This is a genomic window from Pseudomonas sp. Irchel s3b6 (genome assembly GCF_900187415.1).
Lineage (GTDB): Bacteria > Pseudomonadota > Gammaproteobacteria > Pseudomonadales > Pseudomonadaceae > Aquipseudomonas.
Genome location: NZ_FYDM01000009.1, coordinates 26,036 through 46,366, shown reverse-complemented (window position 1 = coordinate 46,366; position 20,331 = coordinate 26,036). Strand labels below are relative to the sequence as shown.

The 20,331-nt window shown below is 61.7% G+C and carries 20 protein-coding genes; 5 read left to right on the top strand and 15 right to left on the bottom strand.

Features of this window, described 5'->3' with window-relative positions:
* The first annotated feature begins 184 nt into the window (after positions 1-184).
* Positions 185-817, top strand: a complete 633-nt coding sequence (locus CKW07_RS16165) for a DedA family protein (protein WP_095081876.1) — start codon at positions 185-187, stop codon at positions 815-817.
* On the opposite strand, the gene CKW07_RS16160 is transcribed toward CKW07_RS16165, so the two are convergent.
* Positions 798-2,033 (bottom strand): sterol desaturase family protein, encoded by a 1,236-nt coding sequence (locus CKW07_RS16160; protein ID WP_095145878.1) that lies wholly within the window; start codon positions 2,031-2,033, stop codon positions 798-800. The genes CKW07_RS16165 and CKW07_RS16160 overlap by 20 nt on opposite strands.
* Before the next feature lie 115 nt (positions 2,034-2,148).
* Here CKW07_RS16160 and elbB point away from each other — a divergent pair, with 115 nt between their 5' ends.
* The gene (gene elbB, locus CKW07_RS16155; protein WP_095145876.1) at positions 2,149-2,817 is read left to right on the top strand and encodes an isoprenoid biosynthesis glyoxalase ElbB; all 669 of its coding nucleotides are present in this window, start codon (positions 2,149-2,151) and stop codon (positions 2,815-2,817) included.
* A gap of 144 nt (positions 2,818-2,961) precedes the next feature.
* Here elbB and CKW07_RS16150 read toward each other — a convergent pair whose 3' ends face one another.
* The 5 genes from CKW07_RS16150 to CKW07_RS16130 all read right to left on the bottom strand — a co-directional run bounded on the left by CKW07_RS16150 (position 2,962) and on the right by CKW07_RS16130 (position 8,834).
* Positions 2,962-3,417 carry a YaiI/YqxD family protein gene (locus CKW07_RS16150; protein ID WP_095145874.1) on the bottom strand — a complete coding sequence of 152 codons (456 nt, stop codon included), beginning with the start codon at positions 3,415-3,417 and terminating at the stop codon, positions 2,962-2,964.
* A gap of 130 nt (positions 3,418-3,547) precedes the next feature.
* Positions 3,548-5,446, bottom strand: a complete 1,899-nt coding sequence (locus CKW07_RS16145; RefSeq protein WP_095145872.1) for an FTR1 family protein — start codon at positions 5,444-5,446, stop codon at positions 3,548-3,550.
* Between the two features lie 148 nt (positions 5,447-5,594).
* Positions 5,595-6,227, bottom strand: coding sequence for a LysE family transporter (locus tag CKW07_RS16140; protein ID WP_095145870.1), 633 nt, complete (start codon positions 6,225-6,227; stop codon positions 5,595-5,597).
* Between the two features lie 115 nt (positions 6,228-6,342).
* Complete coding sequence (locus CKW07_RS16135; RefSeq protein WP_095145868.1) at positions 6,343-6,924, bottom strand: mechanosensitive ion channel family protein; 582 nt, start codon at positions 6,922-6,924, stop codon at positions 6,343-6,345.
* Complete coding sequence (locus CKW07_RS16130; protein ID WP_095145866.1) at positions 6,924-8,834, bottom strand: ATP-binding cassette domain-containing protein; 1,911 nt, start codon at positions 8,832-8,834, stop codon at positions 6,924-6,926. Before CKW07_RS16130 ends, CKW07_RS16135 begins: the two co-directional genes overlap by 1 nt.
* Before the next feature lie 50 nt (positions 8,835-8,884).
* Between CKW07_RS16130 and CKW07_RS16125 the strand changes: the two genes are divergently transcribed.
* Positions 8,885-9,349 (top strand): TIGR02444 family protein, encoded by a 465-nt coding sequence (locus CKW07_RS16125; protein WP_095145864.1) that lies wholly within the window; start codon positions 8,885-8,887, stop codon positions 9,347-9,349.
* Here the strand turns inward: CKW07_RS16125 and CKW07_RS16120 are convergent.
* Positions 9,346-10,305 carry an AlgP family protein gene (locus tag CKW07_RS16120; protein WP_095145862.1) on the bottom strand — a complete coding sequence of 320 codons (960 nt, stop codon included), beginning with the start codon at positions 10,303-10,305 and terminating at the stop codon, positions 9,346-9,348. The two genes, CKW07_RS16125 and CKW07_RS16120, sit on opposite strands and share 4 nt — an antisense overlap.
* A 192-nt stretch (positions 10,306-10,497) precedes the next feature.
* Here CKW07_RS16120 and CKW07_RS16115 point away from each other — a divergent pair, with 192 nt between their 5' ends.
* Positions 10,498-11,163 carry an FKBP-type peptidyl-prolyl cis-trans isomerase gene (locus tag CKW07_RS16115; RefSeq protein ID WP_095145861.1) on the top strand — a complete coding sequence of 222 codons (666 nt, stop codon included), beginning with the start codon at positions 10,498-10,500 and terminating at the stop codon, positions 11,161-11,163.
* A 66-nt stretch (positions 11,164-11,229) separates the two neighbouring features.
* Here CKW07_RS16115 and rsd read toward each other — a convergent pair whose 3' ends face one another.
* The 7 genes from rsd to CKW07_RS16080 form a co-directional block, all read right to left on the bottom strand.
* Positions 11,230-11,688, bottom strand: a complete 459-nt coding sequence (rsd, locus tag CKW07_RS16110; protein ID WP_095145859.1) for a sigma D regulator — start codon at positions 11,686-11,688, stop codon at positions 11,230-11,232.
* Between the two features lie 178 nt (positions 11,689-11,866).
* Positions 11,867-12,418 (bottom strand): disulfide bond formation protein B, encoded by a 552-nt coding sequence (locus tag CKW07_RS16105; RefSeq protein ID WP_095145857.1) that lies wholly within the window; start codon positions 12,416-12,418, stop codon positions 11,867-11,869.
* Between the two features lie 228 nt (positions 12,419-12,646).
* Complete coding sequence (locus CKW07_RS16100) at positions 12,647-13,885, bottom strand: heme biosynthesis protein HemY (protein ID WP_095145855.1); 1,239 nt, start codon at positions 13,883-13,885, stop codon at positions 12,647-12,649.
* Positions 13,882-15,021 carry a uroporphyrinogen-III C-methyltransferase gene (locus CKW07_RS16095; protein WP_095145853.1) on the bottom strand — a complete coding sequence of 380 codons (1,140 nt, stop codon included), beginning with the start codon at positions 15,019-15,021 and terminating at the stop codon, positions 13,882-13,884. Before CKW07_RS16095 ends, CKW07_RS16100 begins: the two co-directional genes overlap by 4 nt.
* Positions 15,022-15,037: 16 nt before the next feature.
* Positions 15,038-15,802 (bottom strand): uroporphyrinogen-III synthase, encoded by a 765-nt coding sequence (locus CKW07_RS16090; RefSeq protein ID WP_095145851.1) that lies wholly within the window; start codon positions 15,800-15,802, stop codon positions 15,038-15,040.
* Positions 15,799-16,740: a hydroxymethylbilane synthase gene (hemC, locus tag CKW07_RS16085; RefSeq protein ID WP_095145849.1), complete on the bottom strand. Its 942-nt coding sequence runs from the start codon at positions 16,738-16,740 to the stop codon at positions 15,799-15,801. The genes CKW07_RS16090 and hemC overlap by 4 nt, the downstream gene beginning before the upstream one ends.
* Before the next feature lie 137 nt (positions 16,741-16,877).
* Positions 16,878-17,624: a LytTR family DNA-binding domain-containing protein gene (locus tag CKW07_RS16080; protein ID WP_095145838.1), complete on the bottom strand. Its 747-nt coding sequence runs from the start codon at positions 17,622-17,624 to the stop codon at positions 16,878-16,880.
* A 477-nt stretch (positions 17,625-18,101) separates the two neighbouring features.
* On the opposite strand from CKW07_RS16080, the gene argH reads away from it, so the two are divergent.
* Positions 18,102-19,496, top strand: coding sequence for an argininosuccinate lyase (gene argH / locus CKW07_RS16075; RefSeq protein WP_095145837.1), 1,395 nt, complete (start codon positions 18,102-18,104; stop codon positions 19,494-19,496).
* 66 nt (positions 19,497-19,562) lie between these two features.
* On the opposite strand, the gene CKW07_RS16070 is transcribed toward argH, so the two are convergent.
* A complete protein-coding gene (locus tag CKW07_RS16070; protein WP_095145835.1) occupies positions 19,563-20,222 on the bottom strand; it encodes a glutathione S-transferase family protein in 660 nt (219 codons plus the stop codon).
* Positions 20,223-20,331 lie beyond the last annotated feature (109 nt).

The following is a 20,331-nucleotide window of genomic DNA, read 5'->3' as shown; positions in this document are numbered from 1 at the left end:
GCAGGCGAGCGTGACAGTTATAAGCATCCATTATGACCAACAGATTACAGTTATGTGCACCCCCGCGACTGGTAGTCGCATCCATTGTCCTTGTAGGAAATGTTCACGTCGAGACACATTTGGATACTTTCCTCCATGGGCCTGAAGGGTTAGGCTGCGCGTTCATTTCGCCAGCACCCAGACAATGCTCCAACAATTCCTGAATGATTTTGGCTACTTTGCCCTCTTTCTCGGCACGTTCTTCGAAGGCGAAACCATTCTGGTGCTCGCCGGCTTCCTTGCGTTCCGTGGGTACATGGACATCAACATCGTGGTGGTCGTGGCCTTCCTCGGCAGCTATGCCGGCGATCAACTGTGGTACTTCCTGGGGCGCAAGCACGGCCGCAAATTGCTGGCACGCAAGCCACGCTGGCAATTGATGGGCGACCGGGCGCTGGAGCACATTCGCAAGCATCCGGACATCTGGGTGCTGAGCTTTCGCTTCGTCTACGGTTTGCGCACGGTCATGCCCGTGGCCATTGGCCTTTCGGGTTATCCGCCAGGCCGCTACCTGCTGCTCAACGGTATCGGTGCCGCCATCTGGGCCACCGCGCTGGCAGCGGCCGCCTATCACTTCGGCGCCGTGCTCGAGGGCATGCTGGGCAGCGTCAAGAAGTACGAGCTGTGGGTACTGGGCGCGCTGCTGGTGCTGGGTCTCATCCTGTGGCTGCGTCGGCGCTTCAAGAACGCTCGCCTGGCCAAGAAGATTTATGCCGACGAACAAGCCTTGAAGGCCGAAAAGGCCAAGGCTGGCGAACCTACGACGCCAGCCGAGTGATGCGGCTTGCGCAGCAGTAGAGGCCGATCCCGCTGAGCACGCTGTAACCGAGCAGGCCAACCCAGCCTGCCGTGCTGGCCGGCCATAGCCCGACCAGCGGTGCCAGCCCCGCCAGCGGCAGGTTCGACGCCAGCCGCAACACCTCCAGCCTGAACGCTTGCGGGCGATTCTCCAACATCGCCCCCAGCACAAAAAGACCCCATGCCACCGCTCCCCAGCCCACTACCAGGGCGGCCGTCGGCAGGTCGTGCTCCAGGCTCATCAGGTAACTGCCCAGCGCGATGTACAGGCAAAACTGCACCGCGACATACCCTTGCAGACGGCCGTCCAACGGCACTTCGAATTTGCGGAACCGGCTCAGGTCCGGCTTGTTCATGGGGTACTTCGCCGCCACGTCCGCCGGGCGCCAACCCGTGCGCATGAACCAGATTCGCAGTTTGTCCCAGCCTCTCTGGGCGCGACGTGCATCCGCCCACAGCTGTGCATAGAACTGCACATTCGCCCATAACGGGTTCCAACTCGCCAGAGGCGTGGTCACGCCGAAAATCACCGGCTCGTTGTCGTCCTCGTCCTGAAACGTACCGAACAGACGGTCCCAGATGATGAACACCCCACCGTAGTTGCGATCCATATAAAGAGCGTTCTGCGCATGGTGGGCCCGATGATTGGACGGCGTCACGAAGCACCATTCGAACCAGCCCAGCTTGGGAATGTGTTTGGTGTGCACCCAGAACTGATAGAGCAGGTTCAACGCCGCGACACTGACAAACACCAGCAGCGGTACGCCGAGCACGGCCATCGGCAGGTAGAAAATCCAGCCCAACAGAAAGCCGGTACTGGTCTGGCGCAGCGCGGTGGAGAGGTTGTAGTCCTCGCTTTGATGGTGCACCGAGTGCGCCGCCCACAGGATGTTGCGTTCATGACCCATGCGGTGCAGCCAGTAATAGCAAAAATCATAGAGCACAAAGGCAAGCACCCACACCCACAGGCGCTCGGCCGGCAACTCGAACAGCGCCAGGTGCTTGAGGGCGAATGCGTACGTCACCAGCCCGACACCCTTGGTCAGCAGCCCCGTGGTGGTCGACAACACACCCGCGCTGAGGCTGTTGATGGCATCCGCCACCCGGTAATTGCTCACCCCGCGCCAGCGGTCCGCCAACAACTCGATGGCGATCAGCACAAAGAAAAACGGCACGGCATACAAAACGAAATTCATGACCCGGCCCGCGCGCAATGGATTGTCAAAAGATTAGGCGCAACCGCCAGACTCCCCTATGGCAACGCGTGACAAATTAGTGGACATTTAACGCCATGTATCTGGAGAAGAACCCATGAGCAAAAAAGTTGCAGTGATACTTTCCGGCTGTGGCGTCTATGACGGCGCCGAGATCCATGAAAGCGTGATTACCCTGCTGCGCCTCGGCCAGCGTGGCGCGCAGGTCCAGTGCTTTGCCCCTGACATCGCGCAAATGCATGTGGTCAACCACCTGACGGGCGAAGAGATGCCCGAGTCGCGCAACGTGCTGGTGGAGTCGGCACGCATTGCCCGGGGGAACATCAAGGACATCCGCGAAGCGAATGTCGAAGACTTCGACGCCCTGATCGTGCCTGGTGGTTTTGGCGCCGCCAAGAACCTGTCCAACTTTGCCGTCGAAGGCGCCGCCTGCACCGTTCAACCGGACGTTCTGGCCCTGACTGAAGCCTTTGCCGAAGCGGGCAAGCCGGTTGGCCTGATCTGCATCTCACCAGCCCTGGCCGCGAAGATCTATGGCCCGGGCGTGACCTGCACCATCGGCAACGACGCCGACACCGCCGCTGCCATGGACAAGATGGGCGCTATCCACGCGGACTGTGCCGTGACCGAGATCGTTGAGGACAAGGCGCGCAAACTGGTCAGCACCCCCGCCTACATGCTGGCGCAGTCGATCAGTGAAGCGGCTTCGGGGATCAACAAGCTGGTTGACCGGGTACTGGAGTTGACCCACGAAAACGATGCGTGACACTGGCTGACGGCCCTGATCGCTCCCCACGCGCTGCGTGGGAATGATCAAACCTGATCTACCTGACAAACCGAATCAGATGGCCTTGGGGTCGCTCCGCAACCCAGCGAGAGCAAGCGCCCTCGCCACAGGAAGGTGTACGTCTCAGGGCTTGCGGGACAACCGCGTCAGTATCCGGTCCAGCGCATTGGCAAACGCCTGCTTGTCACGCTCGCCAAACGGCGCGGGACCGCCACCCGCCTGGCCCTGTTCACGCAAATCGGTGAACAGGTTACGCACCGCCAGGCGATCGCCCATGTTCTGCATGTCGAACTCCTTGCCCCGAGGGTCCAGCGCCGCGACCCCCTTCTTCACCAGACGGTCGGCCAGCGGCACATCGCTGCAGATCACCAGCTCACCCGGTACCGCATGCTCCACCAGGTAATCGTCGGCCGCATCCGGACCGCTGGGCACCACGATCAGTTTCACCAGGGCCAGGCCCGGCTTGATCTGTGGTTGACCGGCCACCAGCACCACCTCGAACTGACGCTTGAGGGCGAACTTCACCACCAGGTCCTTCGCGGCCCTCGGACAGGCGTCGGCATCGATCCATACGCGCATTACATTTCCTCTTTTAGAAGCACCGTCGGATCACCGCCCGGAGCGAACCCACCCCCACAGGTTTGGCGTCAACCTTATGGGAGTGGGTCGGGTGGCGCTGCGCGTCCGTAAATGAGCGCAGCGAACAGGGTCAAGCGGCTGGCACCCGGCGCTTCTCGGCCATGCGACTGCGACTGTACAGCACGATGATCGCCAGGATCGCCACCACCTGCGCACTCAGCGAGTAGGCGTCGGCATGAATCCCCAGCCAGTCGAAATCAAAGAACGGCACCGGCCGTGTGCCAAAGATCCCGGCTTCCTGCAAGGCTTTCACCCCATGCCCGGCGAACACTACCGACAATGCGCACAGCAAGCCTGCGTTGATGCTGAAGAACAGGGCCAGAGGCAGTTTCGCCGAACCGCGCAAAATCACCCAGGCCAGACCCACCAGCAGCACCAGTGCCGTCGCGCCGCCCGCCAGTACCGCCTGATGACCCGCCGGACCGGCTTGCAGCCACAGGGTTTCGTAGAACAGGATCACTTCGAACAGCTCACGGTACACCGAGAAGAACGCCAGGATCGCAAACCCGAATCGCCCACCGCCGCCCACCAGGCTGCTCTTGATGTAATCCTGCCAGGCTGCCGCATGGCGCCGGTCGTGCATCCATACCCCAAGCCACAGCACCATGACGCTGGCAAACAGCGCCGTCGCACCTTCCAGCAGCTCTCGCTGGGAACCGCTAACGTCGATCACGTACGCCGCGAGCGCCCAGGTACCCAGGCCGGCCAGCAGCGCCAGCCCCCATCCGACGTTGACACTGCGCACCGCCGATTGCTGACCGGTATTGCGCAGGAACGCAAGGATCGCCGCCAGCACCAAGATCGCTTCCAGGCCTTCGCGCAGCAGAATCAACAGACCCGAGATGTAACTCAGGGACCAGCTGAGACCATCGCTGCCCAACAGGCCGGCGGACTCCTTCAGTTTCGCCTTGGCCACGTCCAGTCGCTGTTCAGCCTGCTCGACCGGTAAACCGTCCTGCAACGCCTGACGGTAGGCCATCAGGGATTTTTCAGTGTCTTTGCGCACCACCGCGTCAACGTTGTCGAGGGAGCTCTCAACCAGTTCGAAGCCTTCCAGATACGCGGCCACCGACAGGTCGTAGGCCTGATCGTGCTCACCGGCTCGATACGCGGCGATGCTCTTGTCCAGTGTCGCGGCGGTGTAATCGAGCAGTTGCGCCGGCCCTCGCTTGACCTGCGGTGGCTGGGCACGCTGCGCACGGAAGGTTGCCGCCGCCTCGGGACCTTCGGCCGCCAGCACCTCGGCCGGCGTCTGGCGTGCCAGGTCGGCGAGGTTGTAGGTCTTCTCGCTCTTTGCCGCTGCCGGGTCGGCACTGAAACTGGCGATGTAGGTGGCCAGGTCCCAACGCTGCCGCTCGTCGAGCTGATCAGCGAACGACGGCATGTCCGTGCCCTCAACGCCCTGCCCAAGGGTGCTGTAGATCGCGTAGAGGCTCAGGCGGTCCTGGCGTGCGCTATCACGCAGGTTCGCGGGCGCAGGCTCCAGGCCAACGCCTGCAGGGCCATCACCAGCGCCGCTGTCGCCATGGCACACCGAGCAGTGCTGTGCGTACAGCGGCGCGCCCCGCGCAGGGTCCGGGGTAATGATCGGTGCCTGGCTGACCTCGTAGGCCACTGCCAGTTTCGCCCCCAGCTGTCGTGCCTGACGGGCGACGCTCGCACCGTCCTGGCGTTCGTCGACAGCCTTGCGCAGGGCCGATACGCCCTGCTCCAGCTCAGCCTTCTGCGGCTTGGCCGGCAGCGACGTGACAAAGCCTTGCAGCGCCTTTAAAAACTCAACCTGCTCCTGGTACTCGGCCGCATCGATCACCTTGCCCGCCGCTACCGTAGCCGGGTAATCCGCACCCACGTAGTCGAGTACATGCAGGGCTTGAGGGGCGCCTTCCACGGTGTCGGCCAGCAGGTTGGAACTGCACAGTGCAAACAACGGGAAGACCAACCAGGCCAGAAAACGGGACGGCGCAGTCATGAATGAGTCTCAAATGGAAATACGAAGTTACACATTGTTCACTCTCAATGCCCTTCGCTCAAGCTTTGTCGTCTTTACGTTCAGGATTTCAGTGCGCACAAACAAAAAAGGCGACCTGATCAGGTCGCCTTGATTAACCGCTGACGGCTTACACCGCGGCCTTGCGAATGGTTGCCAGCAAACCGGCTGCACCGACAAACAAACCGGCGAACGCGCGGTTCATCCGGCGCTGTTGCTTGGGAGTGCGCAGCAGACGCAGGACCTTGGAGGCCAGGCCCGTGTAGCCGGCCATGACGATCAGGTCGACGCAGATCATGGTCACGCCCAGGATCAGGTACTGCGCCACCAGCGGTGCGTGGGGGTCAATGAACTGCGGCAGCACGGCCAGCATGAACACCAGCGCCTTGGGGTTGCTGACGTTGACCAGGAAGCCGCGGAACACCAAGGCCAGTGGCTTGCCGATCGGGCGGATGGCGGCGTCATCACTCAGGTCGCTGGGCAGCGCACGCCATTGCTTGACCGCCAGGTAGATCAGGTAGGCCACGCCGAACCATTTGATCGCGTAGAACGCCGTGGACGAAGCAGCGAGGATCGCACCGACGCCGGCGGCGACAATCGCAATCTGCATCGCCAGCCCCAATTGCAGGCCAAGGGCGTTCCAGTAGCCACGCCAAAAACCGTACTGCAGGCCGCAGGACATCGACGCAATGGCGCCGGCACCCGGGGAAAGACTGATCACCCAGCAGGCGGCAAAAAACGCCAGCCATGTCTCAAGCACCATTGCACACCTCGACTCAGACTCGTGTTAGGCGTCTAAGCTAATGCGCCGGCCAGCGAATGACTATCGATTTTTTGCAGGAAATGACCGCTGCCGACCAGCGTTGTCGCCCACCCGGTTATTTTTCAAAGCCGCTGGAAGGCAAGACGTCGCTGCCGCGCCAGCGTCGAACCGAGCGCTGGAAGAACAGGCTGTTCGGCACTTGCACCATGGCGCTGCCGGTACCCAGTTCTTCGGCCTCGATCAGCGTGGTGTACAGCAGGTTGATCGCCACAACCCGACCTTTGACGCCGGGCTTGTCGGTGGTGTCCACCAACTCGACCACGTCGCCAAGCCGGAACGGGCCGACCGTGAAGATCAGGATCGCGCATAGCAGGTTGGACAGCACGCTCCACATGGCGAAGAACGCCACGGCGGCCACCGCCACAAAGCCGGACAACGCTGTCCACAGTACCGTAGCGGAAACGCCCAGGCGCTCCAGCACAAAGATCAGTGCACTGCCCATGATCAGCCAGCGCAGACCACCTCGCAGCGGCATCAGCAACTGCGGCGGGAACGGATAGCGCTCGCCCAGGCGGGTCAGGCCCTTGGCCACGAAGCGTTGGGTCAGGTAACCCGCCAACAGGATCAGCAGAATCTGCACGCCGAGCCAGATCGGATCGACCCACACCGCCGGCAGCGGCAGCTTGAAGGCCTCCATCAGGACAGCGCCTCCAGCTCCGCCTGCATGTTCTCCAGCAGTTCCAGAGATTCCATCCAGGCCTCTTCCAGCTCGGCTTCCCGGACCTTCAGCTTCGCTTGCTCGGCCAGCAGATCACGCAGTTCGTTCTTGCGCGCCGGTTCGTAAACATCGCTGTCGCCCAGGCTGGCATCAACCTTCGCCAGCTTCTCGTGCAGCTTGCCCAACTCGGTTTCCAACTTGTCGGCCTCGCGCTTGTGCGGTGCCAGTTGCTGACGCAACGCGGCAGCGGCCTGGCGCTGGGCTTTCTTGTCGGTCTTGTCCGGATTGACCGGCGTGGTGCTCACCGGCGCGTTGCGCTGACGGTACTCGACCAGCCAACGGGCGTAGTCTTCCAGGTCGCCGTCGAACTCTTCGACCTTGCCATCGGCCACCAGGAAGAAGTTATCGGTGGTGCTTTTGAGCAAGTGACGGTCGTGGGAAACCACCAGTACCGCGCCACTGAACTCTTGCAGGGCCATGGTCAGCGCCAGGCGCATTTCCAGGTCCAGGTGGTTGGTCGGTTCGTCGAGCAGCAACAGGTTCGGGCGGTCCCAGGCGATCAACGCCAGAGCCAGGCGAGCCTTTTCGCCCCCCGAGAAATTCAGCACCGGCTCATCGATCCGTGCACCGCGGAAATCGAATCCACCAAGGAAGTCGCGCAGGGTCTGTTCACGCTCGGTCGGTGCCAGGCGCTGCAAATGCAGCAACGGGCTGGCTTTCGAATCCAGCGAGTCCAGCTGATGCTGGGCAAAGTAGCCCACCACCGTGTTCTCGCCACGGGTCAAGCGGCCGGCCAAAGGCTCCAGCTCACCGGAGAGGTTTTTGATCAGGGTCGATTTGCCCGCACCGTTAGGACCGAGCAGGCCGATCCGCGCACCCGGGGTCAGTTGCAGCTTGACCTTCTCCAGCACGGTTTTCTCGCCATAGCCCAGACGGGCGTCGGACAGGTCGATCAGCGGGCTGGAAATCTTCGTCGACTCACGGAAGACGAAATCGAACGGCGAATCGACGTGGGCGGCGGACAGCTCTTCCATCCGCTCCAGCGCCTTGATCCGGCTCTGGGCCTGGCGGGCCTTGGTGGCCTGGGCCTTGAAGCGGGCGATGTAGCTTTCCATGTGCGCACGTTGCGCCTGCTGCTTCTCGTAGGCCTGTTGCTGCTGGGCCAGACGCTCGGCACGGGCCCGCTCGAACGCCGAGTAGCCACCGCGGTACAGCGTAATCTTGCGTTGATCGACGTGAGCCACGTGATCGACCACGGCATCGAGGAAATCCCGGTCGTGGGAAATCAGCAGCAAGGTCCCCGGGTAGCTCTTGAGCCACTCTTCCAGCCAGATAATGGCATCGAGGTCCAAGTGGTTGGTCGGCTCGTCGAGCAGCAACAGGTCCGACGGACACATCAATGCCTGTGCCAGGTTCAGACGCATCCGCCAGCCACCGGAGAAATCTCCGACCTGACGATCCATCTGTTCATTCGTGAACCCCAACCCCGCGAGCAGCTTGCGGGCGCGAGCGTCGGCCGTATAGCCATCGGCGCTGTCGAGCTCCGAATGCAGGCGCGCCTGGGCGGCACCGTCATGGGCCGCTTCGGCCGCGGCGAGGTCGCGTTGCACCTCACGCAGGCGCAGGTCGCCATCGAGCACGTAGTCGACCGCCAGGCGTTCGAGCGTGTCGACCTCCTGGCGCATGTGGGCAATACGCCAATCGGCCGGCAGGAAGCAGTCACCCGAGTCCGGGTGCAGTTCACCCCGCAACAGGGCAAACAGGCTGGATTTGCCGGCGCCGTTGGCACCGATCAGGCCGGCTTTGTGGCCGGCGTGCAGGGTCAGCTCGGCGTCTTCTAGCAGACGTTGCGGGCCACGCTGTAAAGTCAGGTTCTGAAGTCGAATCATAATGGCGGCGGAGTCTACCAGCTTCGCTCGCAACTGGCGCGAGTAGCACTATGTCCTCTGACCTGTGGAGCTTTTCCCTCAGCACTTACGCCCGCCCGGGTGTAGAAGAAGCCTGCCTGGCGCTGCAAGCGGCGGGCGCCAACGTGTGCCTGCTGCTCTGCGCCTGCTGGCTCGGCGAACGCGGCGTGGCGTGCAACCCGCAACGCCTGCAACAGCTCATGCAACTGGCTGGGCCCTGGGACTCACAGGTCGTGCAGCCACTACGACAGCTACGCCTGCAGTGGAAAGCCGCTGCGGCTTCGGACGCACAACTCGGCATCCTGCGAGCGCAAGTCAAGGCACTGGAGTTGGAGGCCGAGCGGCAATTGCTGTTGCGACTGGAACAGTCGGCGCGGGAGTGGCCGACGGGTCAAGCGAACGACTTGGCCGCGTGGCAGGAAGGATTGGCGGCAAGCACCGCCAACCTGAGCCGCGACGCGCTGCATCAGCTGCGCGTCGCGATGACCGATGCTTAGGAAGCGCTGGTCGGGGTGCTGATTGCAGCTGCCGGTGCTGGCGAAGCTGCCGGAGTGCTCACCGCCGGGGTAGGTGCCGCAGGTTTCGCAGCCACTGGTGTGGCAGCGGGTTTGGCAGCAGCAGGCTTGGCCGCGACAGGCTTTTTCACCGCAGGCTTCGCAGCCGGTCTCGCTGCAACAGGTTTCGCAACCGGTTTGGCGGCGCTGGCGGCGGCAGGTTTAGCAGTGGTCGCAGGCTTGGCTGCGGGTCTGGCGGCCGCCTTGACGGGCGCTTTGGCGACTGGCTTGGCGGCGACTTTAGCGGCAGCAGGTTTAGCCGCTGCAGGTTTGGCAGCCGGCTTGGCGGCGGCTGTTTTAGCAACAGGCTTGGCGGCGGGTCTGGCCGCAGCCGGTTTCGCGGCGCTGGCGGCAACCGGTTTTTTCGCGGCTGGCTTGGCGGCTGTCTTGGCAGGTGCCTTGGCAACAGGTTTGGCGGCGGCTTTCACGGGCGCCTTGGCAGCAGCCGGTTTGGCCGCTGGTTTTTTTGTGGCCGTCGCGGCAGCGGCAGGCTTGGCCGAACGCTGGGTCAGCACCTTGCCAACAGCTTCCTTCACACGACCAACACCCTGGGCCAGTTTCAGGCTTTCCTGGGCGTCGCGCTTGAGTTGCAGAATGTAGTTGCGCGTCTCGGACTGACGATCCTTGAGTGCGTCGAGCAGTTCTTCAAGTTCTTGTACCGCACCTTTGGCCTTGGCCTGTGCCTTGGCTTTGCCGGCCGCGGCAGCGTCCTGCAATTTGGTGCGAGATTTGTGCAGTTTTTCCTGTGCTTTTCCGCGCTGCTTTTCCAGTTTGGCGAGCAGTTTTTCAGCATCAGCCAAGGCTTGGGAGCAAGCATTTTCCAAATGCTCGAGCAGGCTGCCCGTGAGATTCTGGAGTAAGTGCAACGGAGTATTTACAGGCTTCTTATTGGCCGACATGGTTTACCTCCTGGCTGACGTGGGTGCGGCTCATACTAGACCTCTGCTGCTACCGCCGCTAGGGCATGTTGACAGTATCGATGGCCGTGCGTTGCACCAAACTGAAAATGTTCTGCACGCCTCTCAAAGCAGTTCACCGGCCATGCCATTCTCGCTGGCATAATCCACCGCATTCCAGACTGGAGAGCGCCCATGTCGCGTTACCTGTTGTTGCCCTTGTGCGTGGTATTTTCGACGGTGTATGCCACTGACAAAAACCCGAATAATGACGCCCACGATCTTGCCTACAGCCTCGGTGCCAGCCTGGGCGAGCGCTTGCGCCAAGAGGTTCCGAAGTTGCAGATTCAAGCACTGGTAGAAGGCCTGCAACAGGCCTACCAGGGCAAGCCGCTGGCGCTCAAGGATGAGCGAATCGAACAGATCCTGGCCGAGCACGAAGCACAGATTGCCGAGCAGCCCGCGCTGCCACAAAGCGAGATAGCCCTGGAAAAAGAGCGCCGTTTCTTGACCACTGAAAAAGCCAGGCCCGGCGTCCGGGAACTGGCCGATGGCATCCTGCTGACCGAGCTGGTTGCAGGTAACGGGACCAAGGCCGGACCCAGTGGCAAGGTACAGGTTCGCTACATCGGCAGCCTGCCCGACGGCACGGTGTTCGATCGGAATGATCAGGCCCAATGGTTCAGCCTCGACAGCGTGATCAACGGCTGGCGCAGCGCATTGCAGCAAATGCCGGTCGGGGCAAAATGGCGCCTGGTAATCCCGTCGGCACAGGCCTACGGTGCCGACGGCGCGGGTGACCTGATCGCACCGTTCACGCCGCTGGTGTTTGAAGTGGAACTGCTCGGGGCAACAGGCTGAACAAACTGCCCAAACGAAAAACGGTGCGCAAGGCGCACCGTTTTGCAGTTTGCTCGCGATCGAGGCTCAGGCCTGCGCGGGCACTTCTTCCTTGTGAGCCGTGTGCAGCACTTCGATCAGGCAGTCTTCAAGTTCGAAGCGCTCATGCAGCAAACCACCCAGCTCCTTGAACTTCTCGGCAACGCACTTGCCGGCATCGCACAGGTCGTTGAACGCCAGCAGCTTTTCCGTGATGACGTCGATGCGCGGGTAAATCGTATCGGCCAGTTCCAGCCCGCGCTTGTCACCAAACGCCTTGGCCTCACCGGTGAGTTGCTCATAGATCTCGAAATGACCGGCAGACACGTAGTCGACCAGGACACCACAGAACTCCTGCAACGGCTTTCGGTTTTCGCCCAGAGCCTCAGGCTTGGCGCCGAGAGCATCATAGGCTCGAACCAGTTCGTGACGCTCCTGCAACCAACGATCGATCAGCAGATGCACTCCACCCCAGCGTTCCTGAGCATTCTGACAACTTTCGAGCATGGTGATCTCTCTTCCCTTATGGGTAATGTCGCCCGCACTCGCCGAAAGACGTGAAGCCTAAGGATCCGGCCAGGCAAAGCACCATCGAGCAACATAAATCCAATGATACGTGCGGGCCAGATTATGCTCGCACGCCACTGGCTTCAAGGTACGCAGGAGACAAAGTTCATACAAGTGTTTAATCGCCTCCCGCCCCCCGGTGCGACGACTCGCCGCTGGACGGTCGCTCAATGGCGTACCAGACGAGTCGCAGGATCTGATAGCCCGCGAGAATCATGACCGCCACAAAGAACAGCAGGCTCCACTCGGGGATGCTCAGATCAAGCAGCGACCAGGAAATTTGCGCACAGACTTCCGTGCCATCAAACGCCCGTTTCAGGAGGCACAGCAACGGCAGGTTTGCGGGTTCCTCCTGCGCGCCAGGATGGCAGGCCACCAACTGTTGTACCGGATCGCTTTGCAACATCACCTGTCGCCAGGCGAGGGCCATGCCAGCAACGGCCCAGGCCAGGCTCAACAGCCAGTACAGAAAGCAGCCCGCCCGTTGCGGGCCATGCAGTGAAGCGACCATGCATACGACGGTGAACAGCATCAGGAAAAAACGCTGCAACATGCACAGGCCGCAGAGCTTGAGCCCGATGGTGTACTCCAGATAATACGACACACCCAACGCCACGGCACCCGCAATAAAAGCCATGAAAAACAGGGAGCGAGAGCAGGCCAGGAACATGGCTTATCCGTAAAAAAGAGACCGGTATTTACGGTAGAGGAAAGCGCTGGAGTCTTACAAGACGGGCCAGTGGAGAGACTTCGCCGCAACCGTAAGGAATTCCCGACAGAAGAGACGGGACCGAGCGTAGTCACCTGTAGGATGATGCCTACGCCAAGCCTTTCAGATGAGTATCCGGCGTTACCAACAGCAGGCTCCCCCCCACGGAAGAGCCTACAAGCCGTGAGCTTAAGCGCGTGTCGGCACTGGTAACGGTGAAGCCAACAGACGCTCGTCCAGCAGACCCAAACCCTCCTGAAACAACTGATTGCTACGCTCGGTATCGCCCAGTTGGGCGAGCAAGCGAGCAAGCTCGGCACAGGCTTCAGGATTGCGCTGAAGCCTGAGACTGCTCTCCAGATAATCCCGCGCCTTGCCCCACAGACTGGCTTGCAAGCACAAGCGCCCCAGGGTCAACAGCAAGCTCGGGTCATTGGGATGGGCCTTCAACCAGCCCTCGGCGGTTTGCAGTTGACGCGTCGGGTCACTGCCACGCAGCAACCCGTACAACCGCGCAAGGTGGCTGTCGTATTGACGCTTGAGCGCTGTACGCAGGACCTCTTCAGCCTCGACTTCCGCACCGAGCTGACGCAACTGTTCGGCGTAAGCCAATACCAGTTGCGGCTCCTGGCGCTGAGCGGACGTCAGTTGTTGCCAGGCGCGATTGAGCGACTGCAGACCCACCGCCTCGCCCTCTTCCTGGCGGGCCGCCAGCGTCAGGTTTTCACCCCAGGCCCGACGCTCCAGCTCAGCCAGCTCGCTGGCTGGCAGCGCCTTGTCCTTGCGCAGTTCCGGCAACAGGCGAATCACCGAGGACCAGTCACCACGCTGCTGATACAAACGCTGCAACTGACGCAGCACCTGGACACTGTGGGGATGCCGTTCGCGCATGGCCGAAAGCGTGGTCAGTGCACCGTCGGTATCGCCTCGGTCGGTCTGCAATTGTGCATGACTCAAGGCAATCGCCAACTCGGCCTGCGGCTGGCGCTCCAGCGCACGCTCCAACAGGCTGTCGCATTCGTCGTAGTGCCCTTGCTCATTCGCCGCACGGGCCGCACCCAGGTAGTAGAGCAGCGGTTGGCGTTCAGCTTCGGCGGCACGCTGCAGGTGACGCTGGGCACTGGCCCAACGACCTTCCGCAAGATCCAGCTGGCCGTGCTCGATTGCGACCTGAACCCGGCGGCTGCGATTGCGGTTCGACCATGGGTTGACCACCCCGCTGGAGACCGCGACCAGCTCGATCAAGGCCTTGATCCCCCACAACACCAACCAGATCACGGCCACCAGCAGCAGCGTCGCCCATAGGCTCGATTCATAGCGGAAGGTCTTGTAGGCGATCAACACGTAACCCGAGTGCTGGGCAATCGCCAGCCCCAATGCACCAGCAGCGGCGATGACCAGAAACACAATCACATAGAGTCGCTTCATGGACTGGTCTCCGGTGTGGTGCCAGCGCCCACCTTGACGGCAGGCTTGACCGACTCCTCGGCATTGACGTTACGTCGTTCCAGATAGCCCTGCACCACACTCAAGGTCATCGCCAGGTCGGGCGTCACCACAGTGACCGGTTGCTTGCTCAACTCGGCCAATTGCTCAAGCATGACTTTGCTTTGCGGGTTGTCCTGGTTGAAGCTGCCCTGGAGTACATCCCGCGCCTCATCCAGCGCCTGGGTATACACCGGCGCCTGGCCATTGAGCGCAGCCCATTGAGCCTGCTCGAGTGCCAGGCTCAGGGCCAGGCGTACCTGCGTCAGGCTCTGCCCGGCAAGCAGTGGGCGGATGTTTTTATCGGCATCGAAGTCAATGCGGATGTAGCGCGAAATCTGCTCCCACCATTGCGCCCAGCGACTGGCACCATCACCATCGGCGGTCAGCCTTTGCAGGGAGTCGCCACGCGCATGAAACTCGGGAGCCAGCTCAGTGAGTTCGGCCACTTGATCGCGCAAGGCGCCTAGCTGCAGGAACAGCCCGGTACGGTCCGGTTGTTCAGTGCTGCGCAATGCCGCCAGCGTCTTGGCAATTTGCTCGCGGGCAGCGAAGGCGCCAGGGTCATTCTGCTCGCGCAGAATTTCGTCGGCGCCTTGCACCAGGGCCTGGGCGCTGCTGATGTCTTGCAGCGCCGAAAGGCGCAGGCTGGCCAGACGCAACAAGTGCTCGGCTTCGGCCAGACGCCAGTCCTTGCGGCTGGCACCCAGGACAGTTTCCAACCGCTGGTTCAAGCGCTGCTGATCGCCCTGCAACTGGGCCACCAGACGTCGGCGCTCCTCCAGTTCTTCGGCTGCCGGCAATTGCTCAAGCCGCGCCGTCAGACGCTGTTCATTGAGCTTGAGGCTTTGCGCCTGATCGCCCAGCGCCTGCAATTGTCCCAACTGCTGCTGGGTGCTGGCCTGCAGGGTGCGCATCTGCCAGATACCCCAGCCGCCGACGGCAACACCGGCGGCACCGACCAGCAGTGCAAAAATCGCCAGCCCGTTGCCCCGGCGCGGTTCAGGGTTGCTTACAGTTTCAACCGGCGCATCGAGCACAGGCTGGACGTCATCTTTAGGCAAGGCTGTTTCGCTCACGTATCCATCCTTTGCATCAGAAAGCGGGGCGGGTTTCCCGCAACGCCGCTAGCAAAGCCGTGGCACTGGCACCACGACAATCCACAACTGTTTGGGCGCCTGCCGCCAGCGCCATCTCGGCGACCCGAGGGCTTGGCACAAACAAGGGCAACCGCGCCAACTCAGGCCAGGCATTGCCGGCCAACTGGCGCAGGTGCTCAAACCCCTGTCCACTGCTGACCACCAGGCCGTTCAAGCGTTCCGCTTCAATCCGCTCAGGCAAGGCGTCCTCGGCATACTGCGGCAAGCCGCGGCGGTACACCTCCAGATACTCGACACTAGCACCTTGCTCGCGCAAGCGCTCAGCCAGCAGCTCACGCCCACCCTCGCCACGCAGGATCAACACGCGCGCGTCGGGCCGCGCGATAGCCTCGCGCAACGGTGCCAGCCCAAGCAAGGCTTCGCTGTCATCGCCGCATTCCGGGAAGCTGACATCCAGCCCGTGCTCCTGGAGGATCTGCGCCGTTGCCGCGCCCACACTGAACCACTTCAAACCCGGCGATTGCGACCCATACCGCTCGACCAGACCCATGCCGATCCGGGCGGCCGGCTTGCTGACCACGATCACCGCGCAGTAGCGATCCAGCCCCTGGATCACCTCGCGCATGGTCTCAGAGTCAGGGATCGGCTCTATTTCCAAAAGCGGCAAGCAGCTGCTGAAAACCCCCTGTTCGGCCAAAAAAACCGCCAGTGCCGCCGAGTCGTCCAGTGGTCGCGTCAGCAGCAAGCGCCACCCAGTCACTCGTGACCTGCCTCGCCGTAGACCGCCTTCAGAATCGTGTCGGCGCCCTGGCGCAGAAGGTCTTCGGCCACTTGCACACCCAAGGCCTCGGCGTCGCTGCGCGGCGCACGCGCCTGGGCACTGAGCAGCAGGCCGCCGCTCGGATCACCCACCAGGCCACGCAACCAGAGCTGATCACCTTCCAGCACCGCATAACAGGCGATCGGTACCTGGCAGCCGCCATTGAGATGCTTGTTCAGCGCGCGCTCGGCCGTGACCCGCGTGGCGGTGTCCTGATGATGCAGCGGTGCCAGCAATGCGTGAATTTCGTTGTCGGCGCTGCGGCATTCGATACCGACCGCCCCCTGGCCACCTGCCGGCAGGCTGTCGTCGACGCTGATCGAGGAGCTGATGCGATCCTCGAAACCCAGGCGAATCAAACCGGCCGCCGCGAGGATGATCGCGTCGTACTCACCGGCATCCAGCTTGGCCAGGCGGGTGTTGACGTTGCCACGCAGGAAGCGGATTTGCAGGTCCGGGCGACGGCTCAGCAGTTGCGCCTGGCGGCGCAGGCTGGAAGTGCCGACCACACTGCCCTGAGGCAGCGCATCAAGGCTGGAGTAGGTGTTGGACACAAAGGCATCGCGCGGGTCTTCGCGCTCACAGATACAGAACAGGCCCAGGCCTTGCGGGAAGTCCATGGGCACGTCTTTCATGGAGTGCACGGCGATGTCGGCTTCGTTTTCCAGCAACGCGGTTTCCAGTTCTTTGACGAACAGGCCCTTGCCACCGATTTTCGAAAGCGGGGAGTCAAGCAGCTTGTCGCCACGGCTGACCATGGGCACCAGCGTCACGACCAGACCCGGATGGGCCTGCTCCAGACGAGCCTTGACGTATTCGGCCTGCCACAAGGCCAGGGCACTTTTGCGGGTAGCGATGCGAATTTCGCGAGGAGACATGGATCAATCCGTACTGAATAGATATGACGGATAATAACAGCTCAGCCAAATCCGCTTTGACTTGTATCAGAAACAGCGTGGCCTCCCTGGCCTCACCTGCCCGGCAAAGGGGCGTTGAGTCCGTAGCGAACAGCCTACTAGAGCTGTTGCATCATCTTGCGCACACCCGCGACGTGACGCCTGCTGACAATCAGTGCATCTCCGTTCAGACCTTTGAGAAACAACTGGAAGTGCCCCAGCGGTGTGCGCTGCAGGCGCTCGATGCGCTCGCGAGCCACCAATGCATTGCGATGGATCCGCACGAATCGGTCGCCGAATTCGTCCTCGAGGGCTTTCAACGGCTCATCCAGCAGGACTTCGCCACCTTCGTGGCGCAAGGTCACGTACTTGTGGTCGGCAATGAAGTAGACCACCTGGGCCAATGGAATCAGTTCAATGCCTTTGCGGGTGCGGGCGCTGATATGGCTGCGTGGACCGCTGCCGCTTTCGGCCGCCGGCCGGGTCAGGGCGGCGAGCTGTACACGATTGGGGCGTTCGGCCTTTTTCAAGGCCTCGTGCAGCAGTTCGGCACGTACCGGCTTGACCAGATAGCCCACGGAACTGGCCTGCAAGGCCTCTATGGCAAATTCATCCTGGGCCGCACAAAACACCACGGCGGGCGGGGTTTCACGCTCACACAACCGTGCGGCGACCTGTAAACCATCCAGGCCGGGCATACGGATATCGATCAGCACGATATCGGGTTTCAGGCTGTCGATCAGGGTCAACGCCTCATCGCCATTGGTGGCGCTGGGCTCCAGGACATTGTACCCATCGAGTTCGCCGACCATACGGCTCAGGCGCTCGCGGGCTAGGGGTTCGTCATCAACGATCAGGACATTCATATTGCACTGGCTTCCTGCGTGAGTCTCGCACAAGGATAGCGTAGACAGGTGAAGTGACGTCCGTCACCGCGATCCACGCTAAGACTAGCGCGAGGGCGAAAAAGTGCCGCACGTCGGACTGCAATATTTATCGGTACCGGCACCGCTGCCTGCGAAGACTGGCCTGGCGAGGCGTCACCGTAAGCAAAGCTGATATCCAATATGAACACTCCGCTCTTTTGTAGTCGGCGTCGAGGCTGACCGTATCACGCCTTGATTGGACATTTGCGCAGCCCCTAACGTCCAACTGTAGACGCTCGCTGCGCCAAAAGTGCTCATTTGACAAATATCGTTGCGTAAACGCAGGGACAGCCCTGGAGTATGGCCTTGTAAACAGCAAAAACGTATCGACCAGCGACACCGACTCGATTGGCAACCCTGTTATTATCCACGGCAGGTTTTTACGCCATCTTCCTTCAGCCGATCACGAGCGAATTCATGAGCACTGACAAGACCAATCAGTCCTGGGGCGGCCGCTTCAGTGAACCCGTCGACGCCTTCGTCGCCCGCTTCACCGCCTCCGTCACTTTCGACCAGCGCCTGTATCGCCACGACATCATGGGCTCTATCGCCCACGCCACCATGCTGGCCAAGGTCGGCGTGCTGACCGATGCCGAGCGCGACAGCATCATCGATGGCCTGACCATCATTCAGGGCGAGATCGAGGCCGGTACCTTCGACTGGCGCATCGACCTTGAAGACGTGCACATGAACATCGAAGCGCGCCTGACCGACCGCATCGGCGTCACCGGCAAGAAGCTGCACACCGGTCGTAGCCGTAACGACCAGGTGGCCACCGATATCCGCCTGTGGCTGCGCGACGAGATCGACCTGATCCTGGGTGAAATCACTCGCCTGCAAAAAGGCCTGCTGGAACAGGCAGAGCGCGAATCCGACAGCATCATGCCGGGCTTCACCCACCTGCAAACCGCACAGCCGGTGACCTTCGGTCATCACATGCTGGCCTGGTTCGAAATGCTCAGCCGCGACTACGAGCGCCTGGTCGACTGCCGCAAGCGTACCAACCGCATGCCATTGGGCAGCGCCGCGCTGGCCGGCACCACCTACCCGATCGATCGCGAGCTGACCGCGCAACTGCTGGGCTTCGACGCCGTGGGCGGCAACTCGCTGGACAACGTGTCTGATCGCGATTTCGCCATTGAATTCTGCTCGGCCGCCAGCATCGCGATGATGCACCTGTCGCGCTTCTCCGAAGAGCTGGTGCTGTGGACCAGTGCTCAGTTCCAGTTCATCGATTTGCCTGACCGTTTCTGCACCGGCAGCTCGATCATGCCGCAAAAGAAAAACCCTGACGTTCCGGAACTGGTTCGCGGCAAAAGCGGCCGGGTCTTCGGCGCGCTGATGGGCCTGCTGACCCTGATGAAAGGCCAGCCGCTGGCCTACAACAAGGACAACCAGGAAGACAAGGAACCGCTGTTCGACGCCGCCGACACCTTGCGCGACTCGCTGCGGGCATTTGCCGACATGATCCCGGCCATTAAGCCAAAGCACGCCATCATGCGTGAAGCGGCCCTGCGCGGTTTCTCCACCGCCACTGACCTGGCGGACTACCTGGTTCGCCGCGGCCTGCCGTTCCGTGACTGCCACGAAATCGTCGGCCACGCCGTGAAGTACGGTGTGGAAAGCGGCAAGGACCTGGCGGAGATGAGCCTGCAAGAGCTGCGTCAGTTCAGCGACCAGATCGAGCAGGACGTGTTTGCCGTGCTGACGCTGGAAGGTTCGGTCAATGCCCGCAACCACATCGGCGGCACGGCACCGGCCCAGGTCAAGGCGGCGGTGATTCGCGGCCAGGCGCTGTTAGCCTCCCGCTAAACCGTTGAATGCATCGCGGGCAACAGCCAGTTGCCCGCGAATGCAGGGATGAGAAACACTACATACCTACTGCCTGGACGCGATCATCGCCAGAAACGCTGGCATTGCCTCATCCTTGTCGGCCGCAATACGCCTGGCAATGGGTGCCTGCTCCAACCGCTCCAGCAATGCCCTGGCCGCCGGCAGTTCCGCCAACAGATCCAGATCGAAGAGCTTCTTGCCGACCGCGCACGCCAGGCTGACGCTGTACAGGAAGTACAGATCCGCCACGCTCAGACTATCGCCCGCCACGTACGGTGCAAACTTGCCGTGACGCCCCAGGGACGCAAACCCCAGCAACAGCTCGGCCTTGGCTTTCTCCTTGATCGCTTCCGGCACCTGCATGCCGAAAAACGCTTCAGCAAAACAGGTCCGCGCCGGCAGCTCGATATACAGCTCGATTTCCTTGGCCAGTGCCAGCACCTGAGCACGCTCGAATGGCGTCTTGGGCAGCAGTGGCGTGCCTGTCTGGGTGTCTTCGATGTATTGCAGGATCACACCGGTTTCGTTGACAAAACCTTGCTCGACACCCAGCACCGGGACCTTTCCGCGAGGGCTGATAGCCAGTGCCTCGGGGCTTTGGCCGGCGTAGAATGGCACTTCCTCGAAAGGCACCCCTTTCTCCATCAGCGCGTGTTTGACCATGTTGTAGTAGTTGCTGACTGCAAATCCATAAAGCTTGAGCATCACGAAGCCTCCAGGCCGCTCAGGGGGTTGGCGAGGGTGTGTTATAGAACGTCTGGGCCACTCTCGCCAGCAGCATCACGGCGTTGAATGCAGGTAAACTGACCACCTT